Source organism: Streptosporangium amethystogenes subsp. fukuiense, from assembly GCF_042665875.1.
GTDB lineage: Bacteria > Actinomycetota > Actinomycetes > Streptosporangiales > Streptosporangiaceae > Streptosporangium > Streptosporangium fukuiense.
This window is the reverse complement of record NZ_JBHTEE010000001.1, coordinates 9867631-9887368: the sequence shown is the minus strand read 5'-3', so window position 1 is coordinate 9887368 and position 19738 is coordinate 9867631. Positions and strand designations below refer to the sequence as shown.

At 70.4% G+C, this 19738-nt stretch carries 20 protein-coding genes and 1 tRNA gene; 4 read left to right on the top strand and 17 right to left on the bottom strand.

Translation table 11 applies throughout. From position 1 onward, the window contains the following. Positions 1-216: 216 nt before the first annotated feature. From ACFQVD_RS43900 to ACFQVD_RS43890, 3 genes are all read right to left on the bottom strand, one after another. Complete coding sequence (locus tag ACFQVD_RS43900) at positions 217-864, bottom strand: SRPBCC family protein (protein WP_343977108.1); 648 nt, start codon at positions 862-864, stop codon at positions 217-219. Positions 865-930: 66 nt separating this feature from the next. Then, positions 931-1311: a hypothetical protein gene (locus ACFQVD_RS43895; RefSeq protein ID WP_343977111.1), complete on the bottom strand. Its 381-nt coding sequence runs from the start codon at positions 1309-1311 to the stop codon at positions 931-933. Further along, positions 1308-1670 carry a hypothetical protein gene (locus ACFQVD_RS43890; RefSeq protein WP_343977114.1) on the bottom strand — a complete coding sequence of 121 codons (363 nt, stop codon included), beginning with the start codon at positions 1668-1670 and terminating at the stop codon, positions 1308-1310. The genes ACFQVD_RS43895 and ACFQVD_RS43890 overlap by 4 nt, the downstream gene beginning before the upstream one ends. Before the next feature lie 86 nt (positions 1671-1756). On the opposite strand from ACFQVD_RS43890, the gene ACFQVD_RS43885 reads away from it, so the two are divergent. Further along, a complete protein-coding gene (locus ACFQVD_RS43885; protein ID WP_343977117.1) occupies positions 1757-2254 on the top strand; it encodes a DUF523 domain-containing protein in 498 nt (165 codons plus the stop codon). Here ACFQVD_RS43885 and ACFQVD_RS43880 read toward each other — a convergent pair. Then, entirely contained in the window at positions 2251-2871 is a 621-nt protein-coding gene (locus ACFQVD_RS43880) for a hypothetical protein (protein ID WP_343977120.1), read from the bottom strand. The genes ACFQVD_RS43885 and ACFQVD_RS43880 overlap by 4 nt on opposite strands. A 50-nt stretch (positions 2872-2921) precedes the next feature. Between ACFQVD_RS43880 and ACFQVD_RS43875 the strand changes: the two genes are divergently transcribed. After that, entirely contained in the window at positions 2922-3599 is a 678-nt protein-coding gene (locus tag ACFQVD_RS43875; RefSeq protein WP_343977123.1) for a response regulator transcription factor, read from the top strand. Further along, positions 3596-4936, top strand: a complete 1341-nt coding sequence (locus ACFQVD_RS43870; RefSeq protein ID WP_343977126.1) for a sensor histidine kinase — start codon at positions 3596-3598, stop codon at positions 4934-4936. The genes ACFQVD_RS43875 and ACFQVD_RS43870 overlap by 4 nt, the downstream gene beginning before the upstream one ends. A 411-nt stretch (positions 4937-5347) precedes the next feature. Here ACFQVD_RS43870 and ACFQVD_RS43865 read toward each other — a convergent pair. The 4 genes from ACFQVD_RS43865 to nadD all read right to left on the bottom strand — a co-directional run bounded on the left by ACFQVD_RS43865 (position 5348) and on the right by nadD (position 7565). Continuing rightward, positions 5348-5420: transfer RNA gene (locus ACFQVD_RS43865), tRNA-Ala, on the bottom strand. 124 nt (positions 5421-5544) lie between these two features. Then, positions 5545-6177, bottom strand: a complete 633-nt coding sequence (locus ACFQVD_RS43860) for a histidine phosphatase family protein (protein ID WP_343977129.1) — start codon at positions 6175-6177, stop codon at positions 5545-5547. Continuing rightward, the gene (gene rsfS / locus ACFQVD_RS43855) at positions 6174-6581 is read right to left on the bottom strand and encodes a ribosome silencing factor (protein WP_030924760.1); all 408 of its coding nucleotides are present in this window, start codon (positions 6579-6581) and stop codon (positions 6174-6176) included. Before rsfS ends, ACFQVD_RS43860 begins: the two co-directional genes overlap by 4 nt. A gap of 312 nt (positions 6582-6893) precedes the next feature. Next, positions 6894-7565, bottom strand: coding sequence for a nicotinate-nucleotide adenylyltransferase (gene nadD, locus ACFQVD_RS43850; RefSeq protein ID WP_343977134.1), 672 nt, complete (start codon positions 7563-7565; stop codon positions 6894-6896). A gap of 74 nt (positions 7566-7639) precedes the next feature. Here nadD and ACFQVD_RS43845 point away from each other — a divergent pair, with 74 nt between their 5' ends. Next, positions 7640-8665: a M48 family metallopeptidase gene (locus ACFQVD_RS43845; protein ID WP_343977137.1), complete on the top strand. Its 1026-nt coding sequence runs from the start codon at positions 7640-7642 to the stop codon at positions 8663-8665. A gap of 123 nt (positions 8666-8788) precedes the next feature. On the opposite strand, the gene ACFQVD_RS43840 is transcribed toward ACFQVD_RS43845, so the two are convergent. The 9 genes from ACFQVD_RS43840 to ACFQVD_RS43800 form a co-directional block, all read right to left on the bottom strand. Next, on the bottom strand, positions 8789-10594 hold the full coding sequence (locus ACFQVD_RS43840; RefSeq protein ID WP_386273969.1) for a serine/threonine-protein kinase: 1806 nt from the start codon (positions 10592-10594) through the stop codon (positions 8789-8791). A gap of 221 nt (positions 10595-10815) precedes the next feature. Then, a complete protein-coding gene (locus ACFQVD_RS43835; protein ID WP_364157869.1) occupies positions 10816-10959 on the bottom strand; it encodes a hypothetical protein in 144 nt (47 codons plus the stop codon). Between the two features lie 208 nt (positions 10960-11167). Beyond that, on the bottom strand, positions 11168-12457 hold the full coding sequence (locus tag ACFQVD_RS43830; RefSeq protein WP_343977145.1) for a glutamate-5-semialdehyde dehydrogenase: 1290 nt from the start codon (positions 12455-12457) through the stop codon (positions 11168-11170). 18 nt (positions 12458-12475) lie between these two features. After that, positions 12476-13600: a glutamate 5-kinase gene (gene proB / locus ACFQVD_RS43825; protein WP_343977148.1), complete on the bottom strand. Its 1125-nt coding sequence runs from the start codon at positions 13598-13600 to the stop codon at positions 12476-12478. 48 nt (positions 13601-13648) lie between these two features. Further along, a complete protein-coding gene (gene obgE / locus ACFQVD_RS43820) occupies positions 13649-15001 on the bottom strand; it encodes a GTPase ObgE (protein WP_343977151.1) in 1353 nt (450 codons plus the stop codon). Positions 15002-15106: 105 nt separating this feature from the next. Next, positions 15107-15364, bottom strand: a complete 258-nt coding sequence (gene rpmA, locus ACFQVD_RS43815; protein ID WP_030924780.1) for a 50S ribosomal protein L27 — start codon at positions 15362-15364, stop codon at positions 15107-15109. 19 nt (positions 15365-15383) lie between these two features. After that, on the bottom strand, positions 15384-15686 hold the full coding sequence (rplU, locus tag ACFQVD_RS43810) for a 50S ribosomal protein L21 (protein ID WP_030924785.1): 303 nt from the start codon (positions 15684-15686) through the stop codon (positions 15384-15386). A gap of 333 nt (positions 15687-16019) precedes the next feature. Next, the gene (locus tag ACFQVD_RS43805; RefSeq protein ID WP_343977161.1) at positions 16020-18773 is read right to left on the bottom strand and encodes an Rne/Rng family ribonuclease; all 2754 of its coding nucleotides are present in this window, start codon (positions 18771-18773) and stop codon (positions 16020-16022) included. 97 nt (positions 18774-18870) lie between these two features. After that, positions 18871-19650, bottom strand: a complete 780-nt coding sequence (locus tag ACFQVD_RS43800; protein ID WP_343977164.1) for a TIGR03936 family radical SAM-associated protein — start codon at positions 19648-19650, stop codon at positions 18871-18873. Positions 19651-19738: the final 88 nt, after the last annotated feature.

Genomic DNA, 19738 nt, shown 5'->3' with positions numbered 1-19738 from the left:
ATCGCTGACAACATGAAAGCCGGGCCACGCATCCCTTTACAGGGCGTGACCCGGCTCTCTCCCGCGCCGGCGTGTCCCTGGCGCCGATGCCAGAGAACCCGGACGGTCAGGGCTCCGGACACCTCGGGCCGCGCCGGGCGAGCTGCGATCCGGGCGAACCGCAGATGTACGCCCCCTGCGGACGGACATCAGGCGGTCATCCCGGACCCACGAGCGTCAGATGCGCGGCCCCGGGGTGAGCGGCGGCTCCTCGCCGAGCCGGCGGCCGGCCGGAGGCAGCGGTTCACCGCCGGGAGGCGGAAGGGCGGACTCCGGCGGATAACCCTGGCCCACGGTGCGCGGAGGTGCGGGCTCGTCGGAGCCATAGCCACCTGTCGTGCCGGTGCCGCCGACACGGGCGCCGTGCTCGTGCGGTCCCGGCACATCCCCGCGCCAGGCGCCGGTCTCGCCGCCGCGCGACTCGATGAAGGCCTTGAAACGCTCCAGGTCACCGCGGACCCGCAGGCGGACGATCTGCAGCCAGTCGCCGACGGTCTCGACGAACCCCTCGGGGTCGTACTCCATCTGGAGTGTGACCCGGGTGGTGTCCGGACCGAGGTGGTGGAAGGTCACCACACCGGCCTGGTGCGGCCGCTCCACAGATCTCCAGGCCACCCGCTCGTCGGGGTGCTGCTCGGTTATCTCCGCCTGGAACTCCCGGCGGACCCCCGCGATCTCGACGACCCACGCGGTACGCGTGTCGCTGAGCTGCTTGATCGACTCCACGCCTTCCATGAACTCGGGAAAGCTCTCGAACTGGGTCCACTGGTTGTACGCGGTCCGGATCGGTACGTTGACGTCGACTGACTGTTCAATCGAACTCATGACCGTGCCTCCCTTGTGGTTTGGTCGGTTCGGGAGGCAGACCTGCCCGGTACGGGCCGGACCTAACTAGCGCCGCCGCAGAAGCCAGTAAAGCCCCAGGACTGGCAGCACAAACGGGATGAAGAGATATCCGCTCCCGTAACCCGACCAGACTGTGGCACGAGGGAACGCCTCTGGATAGACCATGCTGAGCGTGCCGACGATGAGCACCCCGGCCAGCTCGATCCCGCAGGCGACCAGCGCCAGGGTCCGATCCCCCCTGGCCAGCGCGACGGTGAGCACGATGTAGACGGCGGCGGCGAACGCCGACAGCCAGTAGGCCAGCGGGGCCTCCTGCAGGCGCGTCGCGATCTGTACCGCCGCGCGGGCCCCCGCGGCCAGGGCGAACACCCCGTAGACAGCCACCAGCGCGCGGCCGGGTCCGCTGCCGATCGTCGGCTCGCTCACGGCATGCCCTGCCAGACCTGGAGCAGCCGCCCGACCATGCCGGGAATCGCGAAGCCCGCCACCGCGACCACCGCGGGACCCCAGCGTGAGCGCTCGCCGAGCCCCCAGAAGGCCGCCGCCGGCGGGATCACCACGCTGCCCGCCAGGTAGCCGATGAGGGTGGCCGAGCTCGCCGGCCCCTCGCCCCGCACCATCGCGGCGATCACGAACCCGGCCTGGACCAGCAGTCCGACCTCCAGCACCCCGAGCGCGACGAGAAGCACGGTGCCCATCGCCCTGTTCCGCATGGTGGTCAGGAGGCTGACCAGGCCGATCGCCAGGGAGAACAGGATCAGGCCGGTCGCGAGCGGGCCGATCATCGAGACCGCAGGGGATCGAAAAGCATGAGCAGTAGGGTACTGCCCGCCCCCCTCGCCCCCTCCTTCACGGCGCCTATTCTGAGACCGTGGAAAGGATCCTGGTCAGTGCCTGCCTGATGGGGCGGAAGGTCCGTTACGACGGGTCCGCCAAGACGAGCGGCGACGCGCTGCTGGCCGCGTGGCGGCGCCAGGGAAGGCTCGTCCCGTTCTGCCCGGAGGTCGAGGGCGGCCTGCCCGTCCCGCGCCCCGCCGCGGAGATCGAGGGCGGTGCCGGGGGCGCGGCGGTGCTCTCCGGGGCGGCCCGGGTACTGACCTCCGGGGGCACCGACGTCACGGCCGCCTTCCTCGCCGGTGCCCAGGCGGCGCTCGCCGCCGCCAGGTCCTTCGACGTGAAGGTGGCGATCCTGAAGGAGGGCAGCCCCTCCTGCGGCAGCCTGACCGTCTACGACGGCACCTTCGCCGGCCGGCGCGTCCCCGGCCACGGAGTCACCTCGGCCCTGCTCGAACTGCACGGCATCGCGGTCTTCGGCGAGGATCGCATCACCGAGGCCGCCGCACGACTGCGCGAGATCGGCGAGTCCTAGTATTCCCACAGGTCCGTACGGCTCTCCCCGCCGATGCAGAAGACCGCCGAGCCGTGCTCTCCCTTGACCAGGTCGACCCGGATCCACCCGGTGGCCGAGGCGACCTTGGCCTCGTAGCCCGCGTTGGGGGCCGCGGCGATCAGGCGGCACACACCGTTCTCGATGGCGAACGAGACCGAACCGCCCTTGACGTTCACCACGCGCAGGTTCCCGGTCGAGATCGACCTGGTCCTGGTGACCGTCGGCTTGGGCATGGCGGGCGACGGCGTCGGCCGGGAGGGACCGGCGTCCCGCGTGCGCGCCGGCGCGGCCGCCCTCGACGGGGAACGGGCCGGCTGTGAGCCGGTGGTGTCCCGCGTGGGCGGGATGAGACGGGGCACCGGGGTACGGACGGATTTTGAGGAGGCCGTCGGCACGCCGATGACCTGCGGCCCCGTCGGCGCCCCCGCCGGGAGCCGCGATTCTCCGGTACGGCCGATGGCGGCGTTGAGGGGCTCGATGCTCGCGTCCTCGAAGACCTCGTTGCGGAGCACGTCGCGGACACCGAACCAGGCGACCGAGATCGCCAGGACGGTGGCGCCGCACCACACCGCTATGAACCCCAGCGTTTGCCGCATGTCACGGATTATTACGTCATATGTCCCTTGACTCACTACCGTTACATGACATGGCGATAGTTCTGGTGGTCGAAGACGACGAGTACGTACGATCCGCGATCATCCAGGAACTCAGCAGGCGCCAGCACGCCGTGCGCAGCGCGGGGCGGGCTCTCGACGCCCTGAGGGAGATCACCCAGAACCCCCCGGACGCGGTGGTCCTCGACCTCGGGCTACCCGACCTGGACGGGGCGGAGGCTCTCAAGATGGTCCGCAGCGTATCCAGCGTCCCCATCATCATCGCCACGGCCAGGGACAACGAAGCGGAGATCGTCCGTCTGCTCCAAGCGGGGGCCGACGACTATCTGGTGAAGCCGTTCTCCGGCGACCACCTGAACGCCCGTCTGGACGCCGTGTTGCGCCGGGCGCGGAGCGCGACCCCGCCGCCGCTACTGTGCGTCGGCGCGCTGTCGGTGGACCTGAACCGGCGCGAGGCCCACCTGGACGGCGCCCCTCTCACCCTCACCAGGCGCGAGTTCGACCTCCTCGCCTACCTCGCCGCCCGCGCCGACCGGGTGGTCTCCCGCAAGGAGCTGCTCACCGAGGTGTGGCAGCAGTCCTACGGCGACGACCAGACGATCGACGTCCACCTGTCGTGGCTGCGGCGCAAACTCGGCGAGAGCGCGTCCTCCCCCCGCTACCTACACACCGTACGCGGCGTGGGGGTCATGTTGATCACACCGCGGTGAGACGGACCCTGGCCCTGCTCACCGTCGCCGGGACCTCGATGGTCGCCCTGGCCTTCCTGATCCCGCTCGGGCTCATCGTCAGGGAGATCGCCCACGGCCGGGCCATGGCCGAGGCTGAACGGCAGGCGTCGGCTCTGGTCCCGGTGCTGGCCATCACCGTCGAGGAGACCCGGCTCACCCACGCGCTGCTCAGCACGGGCGCGCAGGACCGGATCGCGGTCCACCTGCCCGACGGCGGCTCGGCCGGCACCGTCAGGGCCCCCGCCCAGACCGTGGCCGCCGCCTCCCGGCTGACCAGGGCCATCACCGCGGAGATGGACACCGGCTACCTCCTGCTGCGCCCGGTCGCCCTGGAGGGTGGGCGGACCGTGGTCATTGAGATCTTCATCCCCTCGGAGGACCTCACCCGGGGCGTCGCCGCGTCGTGGGCCGTGCTGAGCGGGGTGGCGGCGGTGCTCGTCGCCGGCGCCCTGCTGGTCGGCGACCGGCTGGGCGTCCGGGTGGTGCGTTCGGCCCGACGCCTGGGCAGGGCGGCGAGCGCGCTGGGCGCCGGAGATCTCAGCGTCCGCATCGAACCGGAGGGCCCACCCGAGCTGGTCGCGGCCGGTGAGGCGTTCAACAGCATGGCCGACCGCGTGGTCCAGCTCCTGGCCGCCGAGCGGGAGATGGCCGCCGACCTGTCGCACCGCCTGCGCACACCTCTCACCGCGCTCCGACTCAGCCTGGACCATCTGGGGCCCGAGGCCGAACAGAGCAGGAGCGCGCTGGGCCGCCTGGAAGCGGAGGTGGACCAGATCATCGCGGCGGCCAGGCAACCCTCCCTGGCCCCGGAGTTCGTCCACTGTGACGCCGCCGAGGTGCTGCGCGAGCGGCTGACCTTCTGGTCCGCCCTGGCCGAGGATCAGCAGCGCGCCTGGGAGTGGATCGGCGCCTCGACCCCCACTCAGGTCCCGGTCGCGGCAGGAGAGCTCAGCGCCGTGCTGGACGCCCTGCTCGGCAACATCTTCCGGCATACCCCCGAGGGCACGGCGTTCACGGTGACCCTGCACCAGGGATCGGGCACCGTCGGCATGCTGATCGCCGACGCCGGCCCCGGGATCCCCGACCCGGAGGCGGCGCTGCGGCGCGGGAGCAGCGGCGCGGGATCCACCGGGCTGGGCCTGGACATCGCCCGCCGGCTCGCCGAGTCCACCGGCGGCACGCTGCGGATCGACGCCTCCTCCCTCGGCGGCGCCAGGGTCCAGCTCTGGTTCCGCACCGACCGGCACGACCGGCCCCCGCGCATCACCCGGCGCCTGGTCCGCGGCCGCTGGTCCCGCGGGAACACGCCGCGTTGAACAGCCCGCTGAAGGTCATCGTGTTCGCGTGACAGGCGCTTCTTCTTCCCTTTCGCGGTTCCGGCGCGGGAAACAGGCAGGGCTTGGCCATCGCCCGCCTCGCTCGAGGGAGGCGAGAAGCCGCTTCCACCGGGGAGCGGAGAAGTCAGGCATTGGTTAGATCACACGTAAGCACACCTTAAAAGCGGTTAAAGCATGCTGCTTCGCCATTCCTGCTGCACGATCATGAAGGAGCGCGGCAGGGATCGCGCACGCCACCCGCGTCCGTGATCCCCTCGCGTCTCACCGGGCCGGCCTCACGTTCAGACGGAGGGCGCGCGGCCGGCCCGGCAAGACGCGCCGAGGTCCGCGACCAGAACCGAAAACCGCCTCTGACCTGCACTTTTGTGCAGGTCAGAGGCGGTTTAGCGGTGGAGCTATGGGGATTCGAACCCCAGACCTCCTCCATGCCATGGAGGCGCGCTACCAGCTGCGCCATAGCCCCTGGTCACCGCTTCGAGTGCTCTCGTCGCGGCGCTTGGGAAGCATATAAGGACACCGACATGTTCACCTAATCGACGGCCACACGGCCCGCGCCCGCCACCGGGGCGCAAGCCGCACCGGCGAGGTCACTCCTGGGTGACCTCGGGGTTGTCGTCGCTGCTGACCGGCTCGGGGAGGGTCCCGGCGTTGTGCTCCAGCAGGCGCCAGCCCTTGCGCGACTCCTCCAGCACCGACCACGAACAGTTTCCCAGGCCGCCCAGGGCGGGCCAGAGCTCCTGCGGCAGGTTCATGAGCTTGGCGATGCCGAGCCGGATCGCCGCCCCGTGGGAGGCGACGACGAGCAGGCCGTCGGAGTCGACCTGCGCGGCCCAGCGGCGTACCGCCGACGCCACCCTGTCGGCGACGTCGCCGACCTCCTCGCCGCCCGGCGCCTCCCAGGCCGCGAACTCCCTGGGCCAACCCGCGGAGATCTCCTCCCGGGTGAGCCCTTCCCACTGCCCGCCGCCCCGCTCTCGCAGATCCTTGTCGACCATGACGTTCAGGCCGGTGACGCGGGCCAGTGCCGAGGCCGTGTCGAAGGCCCGTTGGAGGTCGGAGGAGACGATCATGCTCGGGCGGAGCGCGGCGAGCAGCGAGGCCGCACGGGTCGCCTGCGCGATCCCGGTCTCGTCAAGCGGGATGTCGCTGTGGCCCTGGAAGCGGTGCTCGACGTTCCACAGCGTCTGACCATGTCTGAGGCAGACGACGCGACGGCTCACTCAGCTACCGCCCCGCGGGCGCGCTGGGCTGCGACCTGGGTCACGCTGTCCGGCAGCGCGATGGAGGGGCAGTCCTTCCACAGGCGTTCGAGCGCGTAGAAGGTGCGGTCTTCCTCGTGCTGGACGTGCACGACGATGTCGATGTAGTCCAGCAGGACCCAGCGGCCCTCGCGCTCACCTTCGCGGCGGACGGGTTTGGCGTCGGCCTCGATCCGCAGCCGATCCTCGATCTCGTCGACGATGGCGCGGACCTGGCGGTCGTTGGTGGCGGAGCAGAGCACGAACGCGTCGGTGATGACGAGCTGGTCGCTCACGTCATAGGCGAGGATGTCGTCGGCCAGTTTGTCCGCCGCCGCCTCGGCGGCGAGCCTGACGAGCTGGATGGATCTGTCGGTTGCTGTCACGGTGTGGGTCAGTCCTCCTGCTAGTCGGCGCTGTCACCTATCAGGGTGCCCGATTCGGCGCTCGTTGAAGAGCCACCGTTTGAACAACGCCTATCGTGGGCCGCCCGATTCCGTACCGCAAACGGATTGGCGGTCTGATCGGGGGCTTACCGCGCGGTCGGGGCCGCGCCTGCCGATCTCGGGTGGGACGGGCGGGTGCCCGGGGCGTTCGACGATCAAGCCGGCCGAACTGTGGATACCCGCCCCACGCAAACTTCTCGAATCATAGCGAAACACGTTCTAACTTGCGTCTTTTCTGCAGATCATCGCGATTCACGGAATCTCTTCCGGCCTGCCCTGCCCCACCCGCCAAGGACGCCCCCCTTCAGATGACGCCCTGCCGTAGAGGCCGCGCTTGTTGATGTACTGGACGATGCCGTCGGGCACGAGGTACCAGATGGGCTCCCCGGCGGCCACCCGCTCGCGGCACTCCGACGACGAGATGGCCAGCGCCGGGATCTCCACCAGGCTGACCTTCCCCTCGGGAAGGCCGGGGTCGTGCAGGACGTGGCCGGGCCTGGTGGCGCCCACGAAGTGCGCGATGGTGAACAGCTCGTCGACGTCGCGCCAGCTCAGGATCTGGGCCAGGGCATCGGCGCCGGTGATGAAGTAGAGATCGACGTCGGGCCCCCAGGCAGAGGAGATCTCCCGGAGCGTGTCGATGGTGAAGGTCGGCCCTGGGCGGTCGATGTCGACGCGACTCACCGAGAAGCGAGGGTTGGACGCGGTCGCGATGACCGTCATGAGATAGCGGTCCTCCGCGGCGGAGACGGTCCTGTCGGCTTTCTGCCAGGGCCGTCCCGTGGGCACGAAGACCACCTCGTCGAGATCGAAGTGGTGGGCGACCTCGCTGGCCGCGACCAGGTGACCATGGTGGATCGGATCAAAGGTCCCGCCCATGACGCCCAGGCGCCGCTTCCCCCGACCGGTAGGCGCGTTCATCATGAAACGGACCATACGCGCAAGCCGTACAGAGCTTTTAATCACCCCCCGCGCGTGGCAGGCAGACCCGACGTAGCATGCCGGACATGACCACCACCCCGGATCGCAACCGCGTGCAGCTTCCCGGCATCAGCTCACGCGCCTACGAACATCCCACTGACCGGTCCGCGCTGGTCGCCCTCCGATCGCTCAGCGGATTCGACACGGTGCTCAAGCAGATGTCCGGCCTGGTCAGCGAGCGCCGCCTGCGCCTGATCTACCTCGCCTCGGCCGTACGCACCGGTGACACGCAGTTCCGAGCGCTGCACGACATGGGCCGCGACGCGGCCTACACGCTCGACCTCCACCGCATTCCCGAGGTCTACGTGCAGCAGAGCCCGCTGGTGCAGGCGAAGGCGATCGGCTTCGACGACCCGTTCATCGTCGTCACGACCGGCCTGCTGGACCTGATGGATTCGGAGGAGCAGCGCTTCGTCATCGGCCACGAGACCGCCCACATCCTGTCGGGCCATGCCGTCTACCGCACCATGCTCGACATCCTGACCCGTCTGGCCGCGCGCGTGGCCTGGATCCCGCTCGGCTACATCGGCCTGCGCGCGATCGTGGCCGGCCTGGAGGAGTGGCAGCGCAAGTCCGAGCTCTCCGCCGACCGCGGCGGCCTGCTCTGCGGTCAGGACCCCGATGCGGCGCTGCGTGCCCTGATGAAGCTCGCCGGCGGCTCGCGCCTGCACGAGATGAACATCGAGGCCTTCCTCGACCAGGCACGGGAGTACGACACCGCGGGCGACGTCCGCGACGGCCTGCTCAAGGTCCTCAACCTGCTGGGCACCACCCACCCGTTCGCCGTCTCCCGCGTCGCCGAGCTCGACAAGTGGCGCCGTGGCGGCGAGTACGACACGATCATCGCCGGTGACTACCCCCGCCGCGCCGACGACTCCAACGCGAAGATCTCCGAGGAGGTCCGGGCTGCCGCCCGCTCCTACCGCGAGTCCTGGTCACAGTCGCAGGACCCGTTCATCGGTGTCCTGCGCGACGTGGCGGAAGGTGCCGTCAACGCCGGGGAGCGCATCTTCAACCGCTTCTCCCGCCGCGATGGAAATTAACCGAGAGTTCCACCAAAAGGGCCCGGACCCCCTCCGGGCCCTTTTTCGTTAGACCTGAGCCGACGCGAACCCCACCATCGGGCGGCACCCGACGCCGGGGCCTCCCTGACGAAAGGACGCCCCCTACACGAGGAGGGCGATCGCGCGTACGGCCGCCGAGCACAGGGCGACGAAGCCGCCCAGCACCGCGAGCGCGCGCAGCCCCTCCTTGCGGAGCTCGACGAGCTCGGCGCCGATCCGCTCGATCTCCCGGCCGAGGAGGCCACCGCAGACGACGCCGAACACGACGCCGGAGACGGCGACCGGGGCCGAGTGCAGCCACCACTCCGATGGCAGCGAGCCACCGAGGGTCAGCCAGAGCGCGAGACCCGCCAGGGCGGCCGCCGGCAGCCCCGGCCAGGCCAGTACGGTCAGCAGTGAGACGGCGAGGATCACCGGGAAGCCCAGCACCCGCAGGGCCACCCGGACCCTGGCCGACTTGCGCTTCCTGACCAGCCAGTGCCCGCCCCAGAGCGCGCGGGCCAGCGCGGCGAACAGGCCGGTGACGGCGAAGGTGGCCGGCGGCCAGATGACCGTGGCCACGACGCACGGCACGGCCAGCACCGCCAGCAGGAGCAACGCCGCGTTGCCCGTGGGCAGCGGCCCCGCCCGGCCAGGGACCTGAGTCTCCCCGGCAGCGCCGCCGGACCGTCTGCCCGCCCGGCGTCGGGGCGCCCTACCGTCCGCGGCGGAGGAACGCCCGCCCCGCGACGTCTCACCCGCCGTGAGAGCCGCACGTCCACCGCTGGGCGCCTCGGTGGCCGGGGATGCCTGACGCCCGCCCCGCGACGTCTCAGCCGCCGCGGAGAGCGCTCGCCCCGCACGGGGTGCCTCACCTGAGGCGAGCGCCGCCCGTCCGGCGCGTGACGTGCCCTCCGTGGCGGCAGGGGGGCGTACCGCCCGCGCGGACCCCGCCGAGCCTTCCGCCGCCGGGACGGGCGGCCTTCCCTTGCCCGTCTCCGCCCTGGCCGATCGGCCGCTCCTCGCGGGTTCGTCGCCCTTGGCGCGGGGCTTGGGACGGCTCTCCTGTTTCCTGGACCCGCCGTTCTTCCCTGCGGAGCCGACCGCTTTCTGGGAGATTCCCGCCTCGGGCGAGGCCACCCGGGCGAGGCGGCCGAGGCGGCCGGCGAGGAGGGCCGCGGTGGGGCGCTTGGCCGGCTCGCGGTGCAGGGCCGCGCGGATCAGGGGCAACAGGGCCGCCGGGACACCCTCGAGATCGGCCTGACCGTTGAGGATCGCGTACATCTGTGCCTCGACCGTGCCCCTGCCGAAGGTGGGCCTGCCGGTCGCGGCGAAGGCCACGGTGGCCGCCCAGGCGTGCACGTCCGCGGGCTCGCCCACGGGCTCGTCGGCGAACAGCTCGGGGGCCGCGTAACCGGGGGTGCCGAGGAAGGTGCCGGTCAGGGTGAGTCTGGTGGCGTCCAGCACGTGGGCGATGCCGAAGTCGATGAGGACGGGCTCGTCGTCCTCGTTGACCAGCACGTTGGCGGGCTTGAGGTCGCGGTGGACGACCCCGGCCGCGTGGATGATCGACAGGGCGGTGGCCAGCCCCTGCGCGAGGGTGAGCAGGCCGCCCTCCAGGGGACCGCCGCGCCGCACCCGCTCCAGGAGGGTCTCTCCCTCGATGTGCTCCATGACCAGGTAGGGCCGGTCACCGTTGAGGTCGGCGTCGACGACTCGGGCCACGTAGGGGCTCTCGACCCGGCGAAGGGCACGTACCTCCCGCTCCAGACGTATCCGGGCCTCGGAGTCGGTGTCGACCATGTCGTGGAGGACCTTGAGCGCGACGTTGTCTCCACGGCGGCCGGCGGCGAGGTAGACCTCCCCCATGCCTCCCCGGCCGAGACGCTCCAGCAACGTGTAAGGACCGACCCGCCCGAGACGACCCATATGACCTCCTGCGTCGGCCACATGGGTCAGGGACCGCTGCGCCTATCGGGTCGCTCGCTCCTGCTCGCTTCCCTGCTGTCCAGCCGTAGGAGACCACACCATAGCGGGCGAGTGTGACGTTTTCCCGATGGCACGCCGGACTCCCGGAAAGATCGGTATGGCGGGACGCGCGCCTCCTCGTGCGCCTCGCCAGGCTCGGGCCAGACCGCGGGCGGAGCGTCTCAGGGCCCGCGCGTGGGCTCGCGGACCGGGTCTTCCAGCAGGCTGTCGAGCTCCGCGGCAGGTTCCGCCGACAGGTCGCGGCGCCGGGTGCGGCGCCAGTTGACGTGCCCGCGGCTCTCCATGAACAGCAGCAAACGGTCCACAGCAAAAACGACAAAAGCTATGAAAAGGAACGCAACGACGATTTCCATGAAGCCCAGTCAAACCACAAGTGACCGTGATCACATGGAGCGACACACCATAACGCTCGGCGACGGCCAGAGGTGGATCACACCCGTGCCGTGCGGCTCGCGGAGTGTTCCCGATGCCGTTGCTCCCCGGCGTCGGGAACACTCCCCGGCCCCACGCCCCCTACCTCAGGCCGGCTTCGGCCGAGGCGAGGACCGTGCCCTCGCTGGTGCGCAGGTGTCCCTCGCCGGTGTAGACCCACTTGGTCGAGGTCAGCTCCGGCAGGCCCATGGGGCCGCGCGCGTGCAGCTTCTGGGTGGAGATGCCGATCTCCGCGCCGAAGCCGAACTCCGCGCCGTCGGTGAACCGGGTCGAGGCGTTGACCGCCACGGCCGCGGAGTCGACCAGGGCGACGAACCTGCGGGAGGCGCTGACCGAGCGCGTGACGATCGCGTCGGTGTGGGCCGAGCCGTACTTCCTGATGTGCGCGACCGCCTCCTCCAGCGAGTCGACCACGGCGGCCGCGATGTCCAGCGAGAGGTACTCCATCCGGAAGTCCTCCTCCTCGGCGGGTACCACGTCGCCGTACGCCGCGACGCGGGCGTCGCCGTGCACCGTGACACCCTCCGCCGCCAGGGCGGCCAGCGCGCGCGGCAGGAAGGCGTCCGCCACGGCCGCGTGCACCAGGAGCGTCTCCGCGGAGTTGCAGACCGAGGGGCGCTGGACCTTGGCGTTGATCAGGATCTGGATCGCCAGGTCGAGGTCCGCATCGGCGTCGACGTAGACGTGACAGTTGCCCACGCCGGTCTCGATCACCGGGACCGTGGACTCCTCCACCACCGAATTGATCAGCGAGGCCCCGCCGCGCGGGATCAGCACGTCGACCAGGCCGCGGGCCCGCATGAGCTGCTTGACCGAGTCACGGGTCAGCCCGGGAACCAGCTGGACGGCCCCCGCGGGCACCTCAGTGTCCGCCAGCGCCTCCTGCATGATCCTGACGAGGACCTTGTTGGACTCGTACGCGCTGGAGGAGCCGCGCAGCAGGGTGGCGTTGCCGCTCTTGAGGCAGAGCGCCGCGGCGTCCACGGTCACGTTGGGCCGGCCCTCGTAGATGATGCCGATCACCCCGAGCGGGACCCGGAGCTGGCGCAACTCCAGTCCGTTGGGCAGCGTGTTGCCCCGGATCACCTCACCCACCGGGTCGGGAAGGTCGGCGACCTGACGGACCGCCTCGGCGATCGCCTCGATCCTGGCCTCGTCGAGACTGAGACGGTCGATCATGTATTCGGAGGTCCCGCTCTCCCTGGCCCTCTCGACGTCGAGCGCGTTGGCCGCGACGATCTCGGCGGACCCGGCCACGAGCGCGTCCGCGATCACCCGGAGCGCGGCGTCCTTCGGCGCCCTCGGCAGCGGGGCCAGCTCGGCGGCGGCCTCTTTAGCCGCCAGGGCTACCTTCAGGAAGTCCTCGGACATCTCGCGCTCCCAAAAGAACTAGTGGTGGGATTCCAGTATGACGATGTCGTCACGGTGGATGAGCTCTCGCTCGTACTCGGGCCCCAGAGCCGTCGCCAGTTCCCTGGTGGAACGGCCGAGCAGCTCGGGGATCTCCCCCGCGTCGAAGTTGACCAGGCCGCGCGCGACCACCTGGCCGCGCGGCTCGCACAGATCCACCGGGTCGCCCGCCGCGAAGTCGCCCTCGACCGCCGTGACCCCCGCGGGAAGCAGTGACTTGCGGCGGTTCACCACGGCCTCGACGGCGCCGGAGTCCAGGTGGAGCCGGCCTCGGCCGGTGGTGGCGTGGGCCAGCCAGAGCAGGCGGGTGCCCGGGTGGCGGCCCTCCGGGTGGAAGTAGGTGCCGACATCGGTTCCCGCGAGGGCCTGAGCCGCGTGCGCGGCGGCGGTCAGCACCACGGGAACACCCGCCCCTGTGGCGATCTTCGCAGCCTGAACCTTGGTGATCATGCCACCGGTGCCGACCGCGCCGCCCTTGCCGAGTTCGACCCCGAGGAGGTCGGAGGGCCCGCGCACCTCGGTGAGCCGGCGGGCGCCGGGGCGGCGGGGGTCATCGTCGTAGAGGGCGTCCACATCGGAGAGCAGCACCAGCGCGTCGGCCCTGGTCAGGTGGGCGACCAGGGCCGCGAGGCGATCGTTGTCGCCGAACCGGATCTCGTCGGTGGCCACGGTGTCGTTCTCGTTGACCACCGGGACGATACCCAGTTCGAGCAGGCGTGCCAGCGTGCGCTCGGCGTTGACGTGGTGCGAGCGGCGCATCATGTCGTCGGCGGTCAGCAACACCTGACCGACCCGCAGACCATACCGGGCGAAGGAGGAGGTGTAGCGGGCCACCAGCACGCCCTGGCCGACCGAGGCCGCGGCCTGCTGGGTGGCGAGGTCGCGTGGCCTGGCCGCCAGGCCCAGCGGGCCGAGGCCCGCCGCGATCGCGCCCGAGGAGACCAGCACGATCTGGGTACCGGACTTCCGTCGGGCGCCGAGCACATCGACCAGGGCGTCCACCCGGTCGACGTCGATCATTCCCTGCGGAGTGGTGAGCGAGGACGAACCCACCTTCACGACGAGGCGTGAGGCCTTACGGATCCGTTCGCGCGCAGAGTCCACGACACGCACCTTTCAAAAATGATCATTGAGAGAACAGCGGAAGGCGTACTAACCGAGCCGGTTGTCCGACCCGCGCGGCCCCTGGTGCACGGCCTCGGCGTTGAGCGTCGGCTGCCAGTCGAAGATGTAGCCGTTCTCCATGGAACCGATGATCACTTCGGCCCCGGCCTTCGCCCCGGCCTTGGTCAGCTCCTCCTCGACACCCAGCCGCTCCAGCCGGTCGGCCAGATAGCCCACGGCCTCGTCGTTGGTGAAGTCGGTCTGGCGGATCCACCGCTCCGGCTTGGCCCCGGTGACCTGGAAGGTGTCCTCGTCGACCCGGCGGACGACGAATCCCGTGTCACCGTGCTGCTTGGGCCTGATGACCAGTCGGGTCGGCTCGGGGGCGGGGGCGGCGGCCCTGGCCGCGGCGACCATCTCCCCCATGGCGTAGGTCAGTTCCTTGAGCCCCTCGTGGGTGGCCGCGGAGATCGAGAAGACCCGGAGCCCCCGCTCCTCGAGCATCGGCCCGACGATGTCGGCCAGGTCGCGGGCGTCGGGCACGTCGGACTTGTTGAGCACCGCCAGGCGCGGCCGGTCCTCCAGCTTGCCGTATGCCGCGAGCTCGGCCTCGATCGCCTCGTAGTCGCTGATGGGGTCGCGGCCCGGCTCCATCGTGGCGCAGTCGATCACGTGCACCAGTGTGTTGCAGCGCTCGACGTGGCGCAGGAACTCGTGCCCCAGGCCCTTGCCCTGTGAGGCGCCGGGGATCAGGCCTGGCACGTCCGCGACCGTGAAGACGGTCGCGCCCGCGGTGACCACCCCGAGGTTGGGGACCAGCGTGGTGAACGGGTAGTCGGCGATCTTCGGCCGGGCGGCGGAGAGGGCCGCGATGAGGGAGGACTTGCCCGCGCTGGGGAAGCCGACCAGCGCCACGTCGGCGACGCTCTTCATCTCCAGCATCACGTCGAGCTCGTCGCCGGGCTCGCCGAGCAGCGCGAAACCGGGGGCCTTGCGCTTGGTGGAGGCCAGCGCGGCGTTGCCGAGCCCGCCGTGCCCGCCCTCGGCGATCACATAGCGGGTGCCCGCGCCGACCAGGTCGATGAGGACCTCACCGGTGTCGGCGTCCTTGACCACGGTGCCGTCCGGTACCGGGATGACGATGTCGGGACCGTTGGCGCCGTCGCGGTTGGAGCCCTGCCCCTGCTTGCCGTTGTCGGCCTTGCGGTGCGGGCGGCGGTGGTACTCCAGGAGCGTCGCCGTGTTGGCGTCCACCTCCAGGATCACGTCGCCGCCGCGGCCGCCGTTGCCCCCGTCCGGACCTCCCAGCGGCTTGAACTTCTCCCGATGGACAGAGGCGCAGCCGTTTCCCCCGTCACCGGCCTTGATGTGCAGGACCACCTGGTCCACAAAGTCCGGCATCTCTACTTTCCTACCTCTATCTACGGGAACTTCTGCGGAAAACGCGAACAGGGGTGGACCGCCGAATGCGATCCACCCCTGCCCTCAACGTCTGTCGGTGCGAATCTACTCCGCGACCGGAACGATGCTCACCGCGCGGCGCCCGCGCTTGACACCGAACAGAACGTGGCCTGCGGCCAGCGCGAACAGCGTGTCGTCACTGCCACGGCCGACGTTGTCGCCGGGGTGGAAGTGGGTGCCACGCTGACGAACGATGATCTCGCCGGCGTTGACCAGCTGACCACCGAAGCGCTTCACACCGAGCCGCTGGGCGTTGGAGTCGCGGCCGTTCCGAGTGGACGACGCGCCCTTCTTGTGTGCCATCTCGCAAAACTCCCGAAACTCAGGCCTGGTCGATGCCGGTGATCTTCACCTGGGTGTACCGCTGACGGTGACCCTGGCGCTTCTTGTACCCCGACTTGTTCTTGTACTTCAGAATCCGGATCTTCGGACCCTTGGTCTCACCGAGAATCTCGGCGGCAACCGTGAACTTGCCCGCCTCGGTGGTCACGTCGCCGTCGTTGACGACGAGGACCGTCGGCAGCGAAACCGTGGAACCGACCTCGCCGGCGACCTTGTCCACTTCAAGGACGTCACCGACGGAGACCTTCTGCTGCCTGCCGCCGCAACGAACGATCGCGTACACCGCGGAACCCTTCTTCTGACTGCTTGCTCGCTGGATGCTGCGCCCCGCATCCGGCTGTGGTCATTGATGACGTACCGGGTAGGCGCGCGAACAGGGCGCGCCATGAGCGCACCGGTTCACCAGAATACCGGATTGACGGTGTCCTGGTCGAACCGGGCGGAACGTCGGGGGTGCCGACCTCAGGACCTGCTCCTTGGATCTTCTGCCTGCCTTGGTCACCGGACGGGGCCTCGCGACGGTCTCCGTCACCCATAGCACGCTATGAGCTCCTCTTCCGCCCTACGAGACACCATCCGGCAGACCCACGCCACGGCAGAATCTGCGGGACAGGACCTACTCGGCCGGCCTGGCCTTGCGGGAGCGTCTCCGCCCCCGGCCAGAAGCCTGTGCTGCCTGACCGTCCTCGTTCTGGACGCCATCAAGCGCATCGGTCACCGTATCACGACCCGACTGGTCACCGGCCGCCACAGCGTGGCTACCGTCCTTGCCGAGCTTCTCCGCGACGGCCTTCTCGACCGCCATCTTGCCCTGCGTACCACGCGGCTCCGGCTTGCCCTCGACCGGCTCGGTCGAGACGTGCAGGCCGCGGCCGTTGCAGCACTCGCAGACCGTGGAGAACGCCTCCAGGAGGCCCTGACCGACCCGCTTACGCGTCATCTGGACCAGGCCCAGGGAGGTGACCTCGGCGACCTGGTGCTTGGTACGGTCGCGGGCCAGGCACTCCAGCAGCCGCCTCAGCACCAGGTCCCGGTTGTTCTCCAGCACCATGTCGATGAAGTCGATGACGATGATGCCGCCGATGTCGCGCAGCCTGAGCTGGCGGACGATCTCCTCGGCCGCCTCCAGGTTGTTGCGGGTGACGGTCTCCTCGAGGTTGCCGCCCTGACCGGTGAACTTGCCGGTGTTGACGTCGACCACGGTCATGGCCTCGGTCCGGTCGATCACCAGCGAGCCACCGCTGGGCAGCCAGACCTTGCGCTCCATCGCCTTGGCGATCTGCTCGTCGATCCGGTAGGCGGCGAAGACGTCGCCGTCCTCCTCCCACCTGCCGAGGCGGTCGGCCAGGTGCGGGGCGACGTAACGGACGTACTCGTCGACCGTCTCCCACACTTCGTCTCCCGCGACGACCAGCGAGGAGAAGTCCTCGTTGAACACGTCTCGGACCACCCGGACCGTCAGGTCCGGCTCGGAGGAGAGCAACTCCGGCGCGCTGGCCGACTTGGCCTTGCGCTGGATGTTCTCCCACTGCGCCGACAGCCTGGCCACGTCGCGGCTCAGCTCGTCCTCCGACGCGCCTTCGGCGGCCGTGCGGACGATGACCCCGGCGTTCTCCGGCATGACCTTCTTGAGGATGCTCTTGAGGCGGGTGCGCTCCTTGTCGGGGAGCTTGCGACTGATCCCGGTCATCGAGCCGTCGGGCACGTAGACCAGGTAGCGCCCGGGCAGGCTGATCTGGCTCGTCAGGCGGGCGCCCTTGTGACCCATCGGGTCCTTGGTGACCTGCACCAGCACCGACTGGCCCGACTTCAGCGCCACCTCGATCCGCTTGGGCTGTCCTTCCAGCCCGGCGGTGTCGAAGTTCACCTCTCCGGCGTACAGCACCGCGTTACGGCCCTTGCCGATGTCGACGAACGCGGCCTCCATGCTCGGCAGGACGTTCTGCACCTTGCCGAGATAGACGTTGCCCACGTACGACTGGCTCGCCTCGCGGTTGACGTAGTGCTCGACGAGGACCCCGTCCTCCAGTACCGCGATCTGGGTGCGCCCGCCGGTACGGCGGACCACCATCATGCGCTCGACGGACTCCCTGCGGGCCAGGAACTCCGACTCGGTGATGATCGGCGGACGCCTGCGGCCAAGCTCGCGCCCCTCGCGGCGGCGCTGCTTCTTGGCCTCCAGACGGGTCGAGCCTCGCACACTCTGCACCTCGTCCACCGAGGTGCTGCGCCCGGCGCGGGGCGCGCGGATGCGCACCACGGTGTTCGGCGGATCGTCGTGAACCTCACCCGCCTCGTCGGCGCCCCTGCGCCGCCTGCGGCGACGCCGGCGCGAGCTGCCGCTCTCCGAGTCCTCGTCCTGCTCAGCCTCGGGCCTGTCCTCCTCGTCCTGCTCGGCCTCGGTCTCCTCGCTCTCGTCGAGGTCCCGCGTCTTGCCACGGCCCCGACCGCCCCTGCGGCGCCGACGCCGACGGCCACCGGCGTCCTCGTCTCCGTCCGTGTCCTCGTCCTCGGGCTCCTCGGCGATCTCGGCGGCCTTCGCCTCGACGGGCTCGGGCTCCGGCTGCGGCGCGGGAGGCTGGACCGGCGCGAGCCGGGCGGCGGGCTGCGTGGCCCGCTGCGGGTCGGGGGCCTGGAACAGCGGCTGGAACACCGCCGCGGGTGCCTGGAAGGTCACCGAGGGCACCTCGGAACGTTCTTGGGCGACCAGCCCGAAGGGGTCGGCGAACAGCCCCGGCCGCCGTTCCTCGACGACTTCCTCACCCGCCGGCTCGTCGTCGAGCGGTTCGTCGACGGGCAGTTCGAGCAGCAGCTCCGCCTCGGTCTCCTCCGCTCCCGCCATGGGCGCCTCACCGGTGACCTCCTCGGCCACGGCCGGCTCCTCCTGCACGACCGCCTTCTTGCGCGTACGGGTGCGCTTGACAGGGGTGGCGGGCTCCTGGACGGCGGCGGGCGCCGCGGGCGCCGCCTCTGCGTCCGCCGTCTCGACAGGCTCGGCGACCGGTTCGGTCACCTTCTTCGCACGACTACGCCGCGCGGTGGTGACGGTGCCGTCCGTCGCGGCGGCCTTGCGCCTGGTGGCGCGCTTGGGCGCCGCCGCCTTCGCCTCCTCGGCCTCGGCGGGTTCCGCGGCCTTCGCGGGCTCCGCCGCGGGCCCGGACGCACCGGCCTCCGACGGTTCCGGCGAGATGCCGGACGCCGCCCGGGGTGCGGGTGCCGTCACGACCTCGGGAACCGAATCCGGTACCTCCGGCGGAGGTCCCGCAGGTCGGCTCGCGGCCCTGCGCCGGGGCGCCGGTGGCCGCGTCTCTTCTGTTGTCGTATCCCCACCGAGGCTGTTGACCCCGGCGTTGGGCTCGTTGTCGAGCATGCGGGCGCTCTCCCGTTCAGCTCCCGGGCACGTCTCCGCGCCGCGCGGGAGCTCTCGTCTCTCACTGTCCGCCAGGCTCATAGCCCGGCGCCAAGTCCTATATGTCGCCGCCGACGTGCCTGCCCACCGGTTCCGCTTCGCCGCCGCGCGTAATGTCGCGGTCCAGGCCGAACGGATCAGCGGGCTCACCGGTGCGAACGTCCAGCGGGCCCTGCGCCAGCCTGGTCACCTCGGGGGGCACCGGCGGCGCGAAGTCAGCCACAAGACGCAGTCCAGTGAGAACGTCGTCGGGTCGAACGGCAGGAGTTGCGTGCCGTACAACCATGCGAAGTATGACACATGGCCGACTGGACGCCTGACCTGCTGTTGTCCCTTTGCCCTCAAATGCCGCGAGGCTCAGCACCGCCTCCCGCGCGTCGAAACGTCGCATCCCCTTCTTGGTAAGGCGTTCGACCTCGACGTGATCGGTGGCGACGAATTTCTCAACCGCGACACCGGCGAGGGCGAGATCGGCTCCGGGCAGCCGCAGTTCCCACGCCGAGCACTCCATCTGGTCGGCCAGACTCGCGGGGCCGGCCACCACGACGTCGAGTACGTCGAGACCGGGAGGCAACGAGGCGTCCAGAGCGACTCGCAGCCGCTCCGGGTCACACTCGCGCGTCAGGCTGATCTCGAGGTATTCGGCCTCGCTGGCGACCCCGGTGGGTGCGGCCCCTCCCACATAGGAGATCTTCGGGTGGGGCGAGAAGCCCGCGCTGAACGCCACCGGGACGTCGGCTCGCCGGACCGCGCGTTCAAGCGCCCGGGAGATGTCGCGGTGGCTGGTGAAGCGCAGGCGGCCGCGCTTGGCGTAGCGCACACGGAGGCGCTGCACCACTGGCGCGGGCGGCGGCCCGTCGGGAGCGGGTTTCAGGGTGGTGTCGTCCTTCCAAAGTCGTGGTCGTCTCCTGGTGGGCGGCGCTCAC